The 12651-nt window shown below is 64.1% G+C and carries 12 protein-coding genes, 2 tRNA genes and 1 pseudogene; 12 read left to right on the top strand and 3 right to left on the bottom strand.

Annotated elements, in window-relative coordinates:
* Positions 1-191: 191 nt before the first annotated feature.
* The 9 genes from AC07VL_RS27750 (at position 192) to AC07VL_RS27710 (ending at position 8945) form a co-directional block, all read left to right on the top strand.
* Positions 192-518, top strand: a complete 327-nt coding sequence (locus AC07VL_RS27750) for a Dabb family protein (protein ID WP_494808709.1) — start codon at positions 192-194, stop codon at positions 516-518.
* Positions 519-611: 93 nt separating this feature from the next.
* Positions 612-687, top strand: a tRNA-Asn gene (locus AC07VL_RS27745).
* Positions 688-936: 249 nt separating this feature from the next.
* Positions 937-1656, top strand: coding sequence for an alpha/beta fold hydrolase (locus AC07VL_RS27740; RefSeq protein ID WP_494808708.1), 720 nt, complete (start codon positions 937-939; stop codon positions 1654-1656).
* A 260-nt stretch (positions 1657-1916) separates the two neighbouring features.
* Positions 1917-2540: a choice-of-anchor C family protein gene (locus tag AC07VL_RS27735; protein WP_494808707.1), complete on the top strand. Its 624-nt coding sequence runs from the start codon at positions 1917-1919 to the stop codon at positions 2538-2540.
* Between the two features lie 697 nt (positions 2541-3237).
* Positions 3238-3912: a sugar dehydrogenase complex small subunit gene (locus AC07VL_RS27730; RefSeq protein WP_494808706.1), complete on the top strand. Its 675-nt coding sequence runs from the start codon at positions 3238-3240 to the stop codon at positions 3910-3912.
* Positions 3909-5567: a GMC family oxidoreductase gene (locus AC07VL_RS27725; protein ID WP_494808705.1), complete on the top strand. Its 1659-nt coding sequence runs from the start codon at positions 3909-3911 to the stop codon at positions 5565-5567. The genes AC07VL_RS27730 and AC07VL_RS27725 overlap by 4 nt, the downstream gene beginning before the upstream one ends.
* On the top strand, positions 5564-7045 hold the full coding sequence (locus tag AC07VL_RS27720; protein WP_494808704.1) for a c-type cytochrome: 1482 nt from the start codon (positions 5564-5566) through the stop codon (positions 7043-7045). Before AC07VL_RS27725 ends, AC07VL_RS27720 begins: the two co-directional genes overlap by 4 nt.
* Positions 7046-7159: 114 nt before the next feature.
* A complete protein-coding gene (locus AC07VL_RS27715; protein ID WP_290600662.1) occupies positions 7160-7576 on the top strand; it encodes a GtrA family protein in 417 nt (138 codons plus the stop codon).
* 70 nt (positions 7577-7646) lie between these two features.
* Positions 7647-8945: an NCS2 family permease gene (locus tag AC07VL_RS27710; RefSeq protein ID WP_494808703.1), complete on the top strand. Its 1299-nt coding sequence runs from the start codon at positions 7647-7649 to the stop codon at positions 8943-8945.
* Between the two features lie 95 nt (positions 8946-9040).
* Here the strand turns inward: AC07VL_RS27710 and AC07VL_RS27705 are convergent, their stop codons facing one another.
* Entirely contained in the window at positions 9041-9748 is a 708-nt protein-coding gene (locus AC07VL_RS27705; RefSeq protein ID WP_494808702.1) for a GntR family transcriptional regulator, read from the bottom strand.
* A gap of 384 nt (positions 9749-10132) precedes the next feature.
* Between AC07VL_RS27705 and AC07VL_RS27700 the strand changes: the two genes are divergently transcribed.
* Positions 10133-10208, top strand: a tRNA-Asn gene (locus AC07VL_RS27700).
* A gap of 153 nt (positions 10209-10361) precedes the next feature.
* On the opposite strand, the gene AC07VL_RS27695 is transcribed toward AC07VL_RS27700, so the two are convergent.
* Positions 10362-10748: a hypothetical protein gene (locus tag AC07VL_RS27695; RefSeq protein ID WP_494808701.1), complete on the bottom strand. Its 387-nt coding sequence runs from the start codon at positions 10746-10748 to the stop codon at positions 10362-10364.
* A gap of 320 nt (positions 10749-11068) precedes the next feature.
* Here AC07VL_RS27695 and AC07VL_RS27690 point away from each other — a divergent pair, with 320 nt between their 5' ends.
* Together AC07VL_RS27690 and AC07VL_RS27685 are read left to right on the top strand one after the other, a co-directional pair.
* On the top strand, positions 11069-11860 hold the full coding sequence (locus tag AC07VL_RS27690) for an alpha/beta fold hydrolase (RefSeq protein ID WP_494808700.1): 792 nt from the start codon (positions 11069-11071) through the stop codon (positions 11858-11860).
* Positions 11857-12234, top strand: a complete 378-nt coding sequence (locus tag AC07VL_RS27685; protein WP_494808699.1) for a VOC family protein — start codon at positions 11857-11859, stop codon at positions 12232-12234. Before AC07VL_RS27690 ends, AC07VL_RS27685 begins: the two co-directional genes overlap by 4 nt.
* A gap of 33 nt (positions 12235-12267) precedes the next feature.
* Here the strand turns inward: AC07VL_RS27685 and AC07VL_RS27680 are convergent.
* Positions 12268-12651 (bottom strand): annotated as a pseudogene (locus AC07VL_RS27680) (hypothetical protein); the annotation flags it as partial.

The raw sequence follows: 12651 nt of genomic DNA, 5'->3' as shown, positions 1-12651 counted from the left end.
ATAGCTCAGTTGGTAGAGCGACGGACTGTTAATCCGCAGGTCCCTGGTTCGAGTCCAGGTCGGGGAGCCAGAATTCGGAAGGCCATGTTGAAAAACATGGCCTTTTTTTGTTTTCGGCCGCCGGCAGGGTCGGCCGGTGCGTGATCGCGTTTTGCGCTATCCTGACCGTATCACTTCAGGAGCGCCACCCCATGACTTGTACCCCTGCCTTGCGCCATATCGTCCTGTGCGACTTTCTTGACGGCATCACATCCACCAAGCACGCCGAGCTCGTCTACGAGTTCTCCCAGTTGAAACACCGCATACCCGGCGTGCAGCAATTCGAATGGGGACCGAATGTCAGCCCGGAAGGCCTCGAGGATGGCTTCACCGATTGCTTTTCCCTGACTTTCGACCATGCCGGAGCGCGCGACGCCTACCTGACGCATCCGGCGCACCTGGCCTTCGTCGAGCTGCTCAAGCCATGGCTGGGGCGCGTGCTGGTCTTTGACTATCACCCGCAGGCCCATCCGGGTTGAGCACGGTCAAGCGGCGCCATACGGGAAAAATGACATATTTTGCGGCGGAAATCTGGACATCTGCAACCTAGCCCTATAAAATGCGGCCTCTTTTCCCTGATAGCTCAGTTGGTAGAGCGACGGACTGTTAATCCGCAGGTCCCTGGTTCGAGTCCAGGTCGGGGAGCCAGAACATCAGCAGTATCGAAAAGCCCAGCCTTCACCGGTTGGGCTTTTTTGCGTTTCCGGGCCAGCTCGTCTGCGCAGGCCCGATTGCGGCACGCTTATTGATCAATCGCACAGGCCGTCAAGCCCCAGGCGATAAGCTTGTACAAGCGAGCGCTGGCCGCGGCGCCAGTATCCCAGCCCGCCTTGTCATGCGCTCGCAACGCCGGAGGGGACGTCATTCCCGTCAGTTCCGATTTCCTGGGAGGCTCAAATGGCAGAAACGACAGGTGCTGAACGGCCGACGGTCGTGCTGGTGCATGGTGGTTTTGTGGATGGCTCTGGCTGGGAAGGCGTGTACATGGCGCTGCGCAAGGATGGCTGTCACGTGTCCATCGTGCAAAACCCTACGCTCTCGCTGGCCGACGACGTTGCGGCTACGCTTCGGGTCATCCGTGCCGCTCCGGGACCCGTGGTCCTCGTCGGGCATTCCTACGGCGGCGCCGTGGTCACGGCTGCGGGGAACGACCCTCAGGTCAAGGCGCTGGTCTACATTGCGGCATTCGTGCCGGACCAGGGCGAGTCTGTCGAGGCGCTGCTGCGCAATGCGCCGCCTGACGCGCCGGTCCCGCCCATCCTGCCGCCGCAGGATGGTTTCCTGCTGCTTGAGCAAAAGAAGTTTGCGGCAGCGTTCGCGGCCGATGTTCCCAGGCACAAGGCAAACTTCATGGCAGCGGCGCAGGTGCCGTGGGGGCTTGCCGCACTGACGGGCGTGGTTGCGGTGCCAGCCTGGAGGAGCAAGCCCAGCTGGTATCTGGTTGCCACCGAGGACAAGATGATTTCACCCGTGGCGCAACGCCAGATGGCGCGGCGTGCCGGCTCGACGGTGGCCGAAGCCGCCGGCAGCCATGCCATCTACATATCCCGGCCGCAGGCAGCGGCATCCTTGATCGCGGAAGCCTTGGCTGGCATTGCCGCCGTGCGAGATCGGTAAGCCAAAAAGCGGCAGGCCGGCGCATCCGTCTCCAGCTGGCGCGCCCGTGGATGCCGGGACGTGCCAGTGCCTTGCTCTCCAGAGCGCGGGCCGGGTGGCCGCCTGGACATAGGACCTCTCCGCCGGATGGCTGGTTTTCTTGATCTGGATAAATTATCTATTGTTAAATTGAAAATATTATTGATATTTTAATTTATCCTCCCTAAGCTGATCGTTGCAAGAAAAATAAATTTCTTGAGCAAAATAAAAAGGATGGGATTATGCGTAAGTTGACTGCATTGGCCGGTGTGGCGGCCCTGATTCTGGCCGCGCCTATGGCGCATGCTAACTTGTTGAGCAACGGCGGTTTTGAATCGAGCACATTTGACGGCCCCTTCGCGCAGCTGAACAGCGGCGCGCATCTGGGCGCCTGGAGCGTTGACAGCGGCAGCGTCGACATCGTCAATCGCTACTGGAAGCATGCGGAGGGGCGCTACAGCCTGGATTTGAATGGCAATACTGGTGGACGCATTTCGCAGTCCTTCGGCACCGTGGTCGGACAACTGTATAACGTCAGCTTCAGCCTGGCGGGCAATGCCGAAGGCGGCGGCAGCCTCAAACTGCTGGATGCGGGCGTGACAGGCGTGCACACCTTCAGTTTCGACAGCACGGGCAGGTCGCCGTCGAACATGGGCTGGGTGACCGAAGGTTTCAGCTTTGTTGCCACCAATGCCAGCAGTACCTTGTACTTTCAGGGCTACAGCAAGAATAGCGCCTGGGGTGCGGCACTGGACAATGTGTCGGTAACCGCCGCCTTGCCCGAGCCTGCGAGCTATGCCATGCTGGCTGCCGGCCTGGGCCTGATGGGCCTGGTGGCAGGCCGGCGTCGCGCGCGTCGGGGCTAGGAGCCTGTCCCGGCAGGTGCATGCGCCTGCCGCTGGCGTTGTCGCCGCGACGGGTTTCTGCGGCCCGCGCTGCGAGCGATCCGCGTAGCGCATGCCATTGCACCAAAAAGCCCGGTCCATGCACTGGGCTTTTGTTCGTTTACGACGCGCCCGGCGAAGCGGTCTCCCTTGCCGCGCACAGGGCTTCGAGCGCCAGATCGTCGCCCTGTACTTCTCCCTGCATCTGTTCCCCGACGCGGACAAGATGGCTTGCCGGTTTCGCCGCGACATCCCTCTGACATACCGTGCCATATGTCGCATGCGCGCCGTTCGCGCATGGCTTGCCGTTGCTGTGCCGTGGGCAGGGAGGCGAAGGCGGCAAGTGGCAAGGTGGGCATCAGTGCTCCGGTGCGTGACGGATGGGTGCGCATTAAAGGGGTATGCTTGTTTCTCATCCCGCCAATTCATAAGCGAATTTGCAATCGTTTCGGGCCAGTCGCCATGCCGTTGCGGGCCATTGCTGCCGCCCCAGGGGCGGGATGGGATCATGCGATGCGGCACGCAACTGGGCAAATGGATGGTGTTCACGTAGTAATACTACATTGGCAAACAATTTATTTCTGTAGGATAATAACGTTAAGGATTGCATTTGCTCAAATGTGATTTAACGCAATCATCGTAGTCAATAAAATAGCAAGTCTTGCGGGAGTCTCGTCTTATGAATCATCCAGGCAGCGCACCATCCGGGCCACCAGCAGTACCGTCCACCACCACGCGCATCAGCCGCCGCCACGCCCTGATCGGCCTGGCTGCCTTGCTGGCGCAGGCTGGCTTCTGGAGCAATCCACTGTCGGCCGCCATGCAGGCGCCGGCCAGCGCACCCGCTGCCGGCCTGGCGCCGGGCAGCATGCTGTTCTATACCTTGTCGCAAACCATCACGGGCCACCGCGACCTGTCGGCAGCCACGGCGGCACGCATCGAACAGGCCATGCGCATCAACGTGCCCGGCTTTGCCGAACAGTTGCCGCGGCTGGGCGCGCTGCTCGTCACGGGCCAGGAAGCCAAGGCCCTGCTGGCGGCCGCCACCGCCGCCGCAGCCACTAATCCCGGCCTGCGCGAGCTGGCGCTGGCCATCGTCGCCGCCTGGTACACGGGCACGGTTGCCGGCAACGCGGCGCAGGGCACGAAGTCCGTCGTCGTCGCGTATGCGGAAGCGTTGATGTACCGCACGGTGGCCGATGGCCAGGTCGTGCCCACGTATTGCAACTACGGCCCCCTGTGGTGGCTGAAGGCGCCGCCGGCCGTGGGCGTTGCCGCGCCCGTGGCACCGAAGCCCGCGCCCGCGCCGGCCACCACCGGCACTCCCGAACCGAAAGGCAAGCAAGCAAAATGAAATCCCCCCAATTCAAGAGTAATGGCGACGTCGTCGCCGATGTCGTCATCGTCGGTTCCGGCGTCGTCGGCGCCATGATGGCTGACCAGTTGGCCGCGCAAGGCCATTCCGTGATCATGCTGGAAGCGGGTCTGCGCATCGAGCGGGGGCAGGCCGTGGAAAACTGGCGCAACATGCCGTTCGAGAACCGTGTCGGCTCCGACTTCCAGGGCCTGTATCCGCAGGCGGACAATGCGCCCGCGCCCCTATATTTCCCAAAGAACAACTATGTGGAACTATCCGGCCCCAGCGGCAGCAGTTTCCAGCAGGGCTATCTGCGCACGGTGGGCGGCACCACCTGGCACTGGGCAGCGTCGTGCTGGCGCCACTTGCCGTCCGACATGCGCATGAAAAGCGATTACGGAGTAGGGCGCGACTGGGCCATTTCCTACGATGAGCTGGAACCGTACTATTGCCGCGCCGAGCAGGAAATGGGCGTGGCCGGCCCCAACGATCCGGCGCTGCAGTCGCCCAGCGAGCGCAGCAAGCCCTACCCGATGGACATGGTGCCCTGGGGCTATGGCGACAAGCGCTTCGCCGAAGTGGTCAACCCGCACGGCTACCGTTCCGTGCCGATTCCGCAAGGGCGCTCGACGCGCCCGTGGCAGGGCCGCCCGACTTGCTGCGGCAATAATAATTGCCAGCCCATCTGCCCCATCGGCGCCATGTACAACGGCATCCACCACGTGGAGCGGGCCGAACTGAAGGGCGCGGGCGTGCTGGCCGAGGCCGTCGTCTACCGTATCGATACGGACCAGAACAACCGCGTGACGGCCGTGCACTGGTACGACGCGAAAAAGCAGTCGCACATGGCGACGGGCAAGGCCTTCGTCATCGCCTGCAACGGCATCGAGACGCCCCGCTTGCTGTTGCTGGCGGCCAACGAGAATAATCCGAACGGCATCGCCAACAGTTCCGACCAGGTAGGCCGCAACATGATGGACCATTCCGGTTTCCACTGTACCTTCCTCGCCAACGAGCCGATCTGGACGGGCCGTGGCCCCGCGCAGAGCAGCTGCTTGGTGGGGCCGCGCGACGGCGCCTTCCGTGGCCAGTATTCGGCCAACAAGATGATCCTGAACAACATCACGCGCGTGGGACCGGCGACGCAGCAGTCGCTCAAGCTGGGCCTCGTGGGCAAGGATCTCGACGACGAGATCCGCCGCCGCGCCGCGTTTGGCGTGGACCTGTCGATCAGCCTGGAGCCGTTGCCGGAAGCGCACAATCGCTTGACCTTGAGCAAGACGCGCAAGGACCCGCTGGGCCTGGCCTGTCCCGACATTTATTACGACGTGGGCGACTACGTGCGCAATGGCGCCAAGGCTGCGCATGCGCAGCTGGAACACATCGGCAAGCTGTTCGACGCCGTGGAATTCAACATCACCAGCAGCCTGAACGCGAACAACCACATCATGGGCGGCGTCATCATGGGCAGTAACCGTCTTGACTCCGTCGTCGATGGCAACTGCCGCGCCCACGACCACGCCAACCTGTGGCTGCCGGGCGGCGGCGCCATGCCGTCGGCCAGCGTCGTCAACACCACCCTCAGCATGGCCGCGCTCGGCTTGCGCGCGGCCGACGACATCGCCCGCACCCTGGCTCGGGAGGCCGCATGATGCGCCGCCTGTCCTTCGCTCTCGCCCTGGCCTTGCTGGCCGGCGGCGCCATCGCTGCCGTGCCTGCCTCGGCGCCGCCTGTCACGCTGACGCCGGACCGTCCCGCCGCGCCGGCGGCCGCCACGCCCGATGCACGCCTGGAGCGGGGCCGTTACCTGGCCATCGCGGCCGACTGCATGGCTTGCCATACGGCGGCCGGCGGCAAGCCGTACGCGGGCGGCTACGCCATCGATTCGCCGCTGGGCACGATCTACGCGACGAATATCACACCGTCGAAAAAGGGCGGCATCGGCCACTACACGGAAGCCGACTTTGCCCGCGCGCTGCGCGAAGGCGTGCGCGCCGAGGGCAGCCATCTGTACCCGGCCATGCCCTACACCAGCTATGCGCGGCTGACGGACGCGGACGTGGGCGACCTGTATTACTACTTCATGCGGGCCGTCAAGCCCGTCGACGAGCCGGCGCGCCAGACGGCCCTGCCATTCCCTTTCAATGTGCGCCTGTCCATGCTGGGCTGGAACACCTTGTTCCTCGACAATAAACGCTTCGTGCCGGACCCGGCAAGGAGTGCGCAGATCAACCGGGGCGCTTATCTTGCCGAAGGCCTGGCGCACTGCAGCGCCTGCCATACGCCGCGCAACGCGCTGATGGCGGAAATCGGCAGCGAGACCCTGGCGGGAGCATCGCTCGGTTCCTGGCATGCGCCGAATATCACGTCCGACAAGGTCAGCGGCATCGGCGCGTGGACGGATGCGGAGCTCGCCGCCTACCTGAAGACGGGCCACGTGGAAGGCAAGGGACAGGCGGCGGGCGGCATGGCCGAAGCCATCCAGAACAGCCTGCAATTCTTGCGCGACGACGACGTGGCTGCCATCGTGGCGTACCTGCGCACCGTGCCGCCCGTGCGCGCGCCCGGACAGGTGAAGGCCGCCTTCAGCCATGGCAGCGCCGCCAGCGAGGAAGCATCGCTGCGCGGCATGGCCGGTTCCACCGAGCATCATTCCCTCAACAGCGGCGCCGTGCTGTTTTCCGGCTACTGCGCCAGCTGCCACTCGGCCAGCGGCGCCGGCAGCACGGGCCAGGCCTATCCTGCCCTGTTCCACAACACGGCGACGGGCGGCGCCACGCCCGCCAACCTGGTGTCGGCCATCCTGTTCGGCGTCGAGCGCAAGATCGAAGGGGAAGAGCACGAAGCCTTCATGCCCCGTTTCGACCAGCGCTCGTACGTGCAGCCCCTGACGGACGAGCAGATCGCCGCGATCGCCAACTACGTGCTGAAGCAGTATGGCAACCCGGACGTATCCGTCACGCCCACGTACGTGGCGCAGGCGCGCAGCGGTGGCGAGAAACCCGTGCTGGCGCGCATGCAACCTTTCATGCTGCCCGCTGGCGTGGCGGGCGCGCTGCTGCTGATCGCGCTGCTGGTGTGGCTGCGCCGGCGCCGCCAGCGGCACGCGGCAGCGGCAAGGCGGGCGTGAATCTGAACCTCAGGCGCAACTTGCAGTAAAATGCAGGCTGAAAAATGGTTACGAGCAATCGTAGCCATTTTTTATTCTTGCCCGGCCCCGGCTACCGCCCATTTGAAAATCACTATGTCCGAATCGACCACTTCGCATGCCCTGCATCACCAGTTCCTACGTTTTGCCGCCGTCGGCGCTTCCGGCACGGCCGTGCAGTATGCCGTGCTGTGGAGCGGCGTGGAATGGGCCGGCATCAGCGCCGCCGCCGCTTCCGGCATCGGCTATATCTTCGGCTCGCTGGTCAACTATGTGCTCAATTACTTTTTCACTTTCAAGAGCGACAAGGGCCACGGCGAGGCGGCCAGCAAGTATTTCACCCTGCTGGGCATAGGCTGGTGCATCAATACTGGTCTGATGTGGCTGCTGGTACACCAGTTGGGCTGGTACTACTGGCTGGCGCAGGTGCTGGCGACGGGCATCGGCCTGATGTGGAATTTTGCGGGCAGCCGCTGGTGGGCCTTCAAGCCGGCCAGCGTGCCGGGAAAGTAGTCGTATTGCAATAAAAAGAGCGCACTGGCCACACGCAGGCGCCCGGTTCTACCAAAACAAGGGGTTAATCATGCAGTTCCTGGAACGCTATTTCAAACTGAAGGACAACGGGACCAATGTGCGCACGGAGCTGCTGGCCGGCCTGACCACGTTCCTGACGATGGCCTACATCATCTTCGTCAACCCGTCCATCCTCGGCGACGCGGGCATGCCGAAAGATTCCGTCTTCGTCGCCACCTGCCTGGCGGCCGCCATCGGCACCCTCATCATGGGCCTGTACGCGAACTATCCGATCGCCCTGGCGCCGGGCATGGGCCTGAACGCGTATTTCTCGTACACGGTCGTCAAGGGCATGGGCATGAGCTGGGAAGTGGCGCTGGGCGCCGTCTTCATTTCCGGCTGCCTGTTCATCCTGGTGAGCCTGTTCAAGGTGCGCGAGATGATCATCAACAGCATCCCGCCCGCGCTGCGCACGGCCATCACGGTCGGCATCGGCCTGTTCCTGGCCATCATTTCCCTGAAAAGCGCGGGCGTGGTGGTGTCGAATCCCGCCACCATCATCGCGCTGGGCGACCTGCACCAGGCGGCGCCCATCCTGGCCATCGTCGGTTTCTTCATCATCGTCGCCCTGGACCGCCTGAAAGTGCCGGGCGCCATCCTGATCGGCATCCTCACCATCACCGTCGCCAGCTTCTTCTTTGGCGGCAACCAGTTCAACGGCATCGTTTCCACGCCGCCCGCCATCGAGCCTACCCTGTTCAAGCTCGACATCATGGGCGCGCTGTCGTTCGGCATCGTCAACGTGGTGCTGGTGTTTTTCCTGGTGGAATTGTTCGATGCGACGGGCACCCTGATGGGCGTGGCCAACCGCGCCGGCTTGCTGAAGGACGGCAAGATGGAGCGCATGAACAAGGCCTTGCTGGCCGACAGCACGGCGATCGCCGCCGGCGCCTGCCTGGGCACGTCCAGCACCACGGCCTTCGTGGAAAGCGCCGCAGGCGTGCAGGCCGGTGGCCGCACGGGCTTGACGGCCGTGGCCGTTGCGCTGCTGTTCCTGGGCAGCCTGTTCTTCGCTCCGCTGGCGCACACGGTGCCGCCGTACGCGACGGCGCCCGCGCTGTTGTACGTGGCCTGCCTGATGCTGCGCGAACTGACTTTCATCGACTGGGATGACAGCACGGAAAGCATCCCGGCCGCCATCACGGCCCTGATGATGCCGTTTACGTATTCGGTGGCCAGCGGCGTGGCCTTCGGCTTCATCACCTATGCCGTATTGAAACTGTTGACGGGCAAGGGCAAGCAAGTGTCCGTGGTGGCCTATATCATCGCCGCCATCTTCCTGTTCAAGTTCATTTACCTGGGCGAATAAGTCGCGCATCGGCGGCAATCCCATTGCCGCAGACAAAAAAAGGCCTCCCGTGCACCCGCAGGGAGGCCTTTGCTTTTGGCGCGGCAGCTTGCTCCCTACATCAGCAGCGCCGCCACCAGGTCTTTCCTGTCGGGACCCGCGCTGCCGTCGAAGCGCAAGGCCGCTTCCACGTGCGTCAGGTGCTCCACCATCAGGCGCGCGGCCAGCTCCGCGTCGCCGCTGCGCGCTGCCTCGAGAAAACGGCCATGTTCGTCGCACGAGCAGGCCGCATCGTGGCCGGACTGGTACAGCATGGTGATCAATGAACTGCGCCCCACCAGTTCGCGCACGATATCGCGCAGGACGGCGTTGCCGGCGATGTCGGCCAGCAGCACGTGGAAGTCGCCCAGCAGCTGCGAGCGCAGCGGCGTGGCCTGGGCCAGCGCCTGGCGTTCCGCTTTCAGGTGCCGTTCCAGCATGCGGAAGTCGGCCGGCCTGGCCCGCGCGACGAAGGTACGCGCCAGGGCCGCTTCGATGATGCGCCGCGCCGCGAAGATGTCGCGCGCTTCCGCTTCCGTGGGCTGGCTGACGAAGGCGCCCTTGTCGGGCACCATGCGTATCAACTTATCCTTGGACAGGATCAGCAGGGCGGCGCGGATCTTCGTGCGGCTGACGCCATACAAGCGGCACAGCGCCTCTTCGCGCAGCCGGGTTCCCGGCGGCAACTGGCGCGCCACGATGGCGGCGGCCATATGTTCGGCAATCTCGGCCGAGCTGTCGCCGCTGCCGGGCTTGTCCATCACGGGTGCGCTTGATTCGGTCATGTCAGCTTGATAGCAAAAAGCCAGGGGCAAGGCCAGGCCTTGCAAGTGCGTGCCGGTGCGGCGGCGTGCTTGACGCCCCGTTGCCGGCATGCCGGTTTGCGCCTTCCGTGTGGGGATGGCCTGGCTATTCTACTATCTTGCGTGGCGCCGCGCAGACGGACTCAGGTGCTTCCTGCAGCCTTGCTCCGTTTGGCGTAAGCCTGCGGCAAGGCCCCGCGCCCGCGCCATGCCGCAGCAGCGCCTGCCGGCCTGCCGCACGCACGCCGTGGCAGGGCATGTCCCCGCATCCCGTCACGGCAGGCCGCCGCCGGCGGCCGGTTTTTTCGGGATAGGCAGATTGCAACTGGACAGGTGTATTGTCGACGTATATAATGCGGCCTCCTTTCCCTGATAGCTCAGTTGGTAGAGCGACGGACTGTTAATCCGCAGGTCCCTGGTTCGAGTCCAGGTCGGGGAGCCAGAACAAGCAGCAGCTAAGGGCCACGTGGCAACACGTGGCCCTTTTGTTTTGTGCGCTCGCTTGTCGCTGTTTCGCTTCTCTCAGCAATGGCCCATGGCACGCGCTACGGTCCTGCTGGTGGCAGGGCGCGGCAGCGTGGCTGGATTTCCCGGATCAGGGATCGACGAACACGTCGAAGCGGATTTTCAATGGACTATTCCAGGAAATTTCCACCCAGGCATAGAAACCGCCGTCATACGGGGCGATGTTATACACGGCCATGCGGGCGGCACCGATGAAACGGTGCTGCGGGTCCGAGCCGTATTCGCTGATGTTGAGGAACACGCGCGAATTGCCCTTCACGCTGGGATGGACGAAGTTTACATGTGGCTGCACGCCGTTGGCGAACCAGGTGTAGTAGGTAGTGAAGGCGCCTGAGCTCAGGCTCAGATCCTGTACCGCGCCACCTTTGGCGCTCTTGCCTTCCTGCTGCACAGGCGAGTCGGTGACCTCCTGGGCGGCCAGATTGCTGCCGGTCTTGTCTTCTACTTTCATTTCCATGATGCGCTCCTGATCGATAGTTTGGACACCGCGCCTGACGTCGTGCGGCAAGACGCCCTATCTGTTGCCGCGGCTGCTAGTGTCGCGTCCTGGCTGATAAGGTAGCCGTCTGCTCCGAGGGGGGAGACGTTAATTCTAGGCCCGTGGCGCGGCAAAAAGGCCCGCACGGACGGCGAAAGACGGCGTGAATTTGCGCTGGCGCAAAGAGCGTGCGGGCAAGCGTTTGTGTATTTTCCGCCAGGATATTTTTATGGGCGGGGCACGCAGACGCGGGCGGACAATGGCACAATAGGTCGCCTGTCCAGCCCATGCCCCAGACCATGCCGATACTGAACCTGAGCGCCGAAAACGATATCTATTACGAACTGATCGACGGCGATCCCGCCAAGCCCTGGCTGGTTTTCCTGCACGAGGGGCTGGGCTGCTGCGCGATGTGGAAGGATTTTCCCCTGCAGCTATGCCAGGCAACGGGTTGCCGCGGCCTGCTGTATGACCGCCTCGGCTATGGCCTGTCCTCGCCGCTGGCGGCCCGCCGCCAGATCCATTACCTGCATGACTACGCCCTGTGCGAGCTGCCGCAAGTGCTTGCCGCCGTGCTGCCGGGACAGGACCATTTTCTTGTCGGCCACTCCGATGGCGGCAGCATCGCCCTGATCTATGCGGCGCAGCAGCCGCCCCGCTTGCGCGGCATTATCACGGAGGCGGCGCACGTGTTCGTGGAAAGCATGACGCTCGAGGGCATCCGCACGGCCGATGCCGCCTTCGGCGCGGGCAAGTTGCGCGCGCTGGCGAAATACCACGGCGAAAAAACGCCAGCCATCTTCAAGGCCTGGGCCGACACCTGGCTCAGCTATGGCTTCCAGTTCTGGAATATCGAATACCTGCTGCCGTCCGTCGAATGCCCCGCGCTGGTCGTGCAGGGCACGGAAGACCAGTATGGCAGCGCGGCCCAGGTCGATGCCATCGTCGCGCAGGCGCTCAATGCCATGCCCGCCATGGTGGAGCAGTGCGGCCATACGCCCCACCAGGAGCAGCCGCCAGCCCTGCTGGCGCTGATGGAAGGCTTTTTAAGGGGGCGCATGGACGCGCCACATTCCCCGAGGACAGCATGATTTCGCACCTGGACCACCTGGTGCTGACGACCCGCGACAAGGCCGCCTGCATCGATTTTTATACGCGCGTGCTGGGCATGCAACTGGACACCTTCGGCGCCGGGCGCCATGCGTTTAAGTTCGGCGCGCAAAAGATCAATCTGCACGAGTACGGCAAGGAATTCCTGCCCAAGGCCGCACTGCCGACGCCCGGCTCGCTGGACCTGTGCTTCATCGCCGCCGTGCCCCTCGATGTCGTGATCGCCCATCTGTCCGGACTGGGCGTGGCCATTGAGGAAGGGCCGGTGGCCCGCACGGGCGCCAACTGGCCCATCCGTTCCATCTACTTGCGCGATCCGGACGGCAACCTGATCGAAGTGTCCGAGCGCGCCTGAGCCTGGCGGGGCCGCCGTCCGTGCCGCGCCCGTTCAGCGGCAGGCCGAATCGCTGTCCCAGCGGCCCGAGCAGATGCGCGAACGGCACAGCATGCCTTCGATCATGCCCAGCTGCTTGCAGCGCTGCAGCAGGCTGGCCGTGTCCTCGTCCGCCTGGCGCAGCACCACGTCGCGCACGGGGGCCGCCGTGCTTTCTTGTCGATGTGCATGCGCGACCATGGCCGTCAGCAAGGCGACGTCGCTGTCGCCCGGCGCCGCTGCCGGCCGAGAGGCTGGCGCGCGCGCGGCCGCCTGGCGCAGGGGCGGCGCCGTCTTGCGCGGCACGCTGGCGCTCGCCGCCATGGCCACGGCCGGCGCCGCCGGCGAGGCGGGCAGCGCGTCATTGACGATGGTGGCCGCCTGCACGTTGTGCTCGGC

It is taken from the genome of Janthinobacterium sp. GW821-FHT03C08, assembly GCF_059420905.1.
The sequence above is the reverse complement of the archived record's forward strand: the minus strand, read 5'-3'. Positions and strand labels throughout refer to the sequence as shown.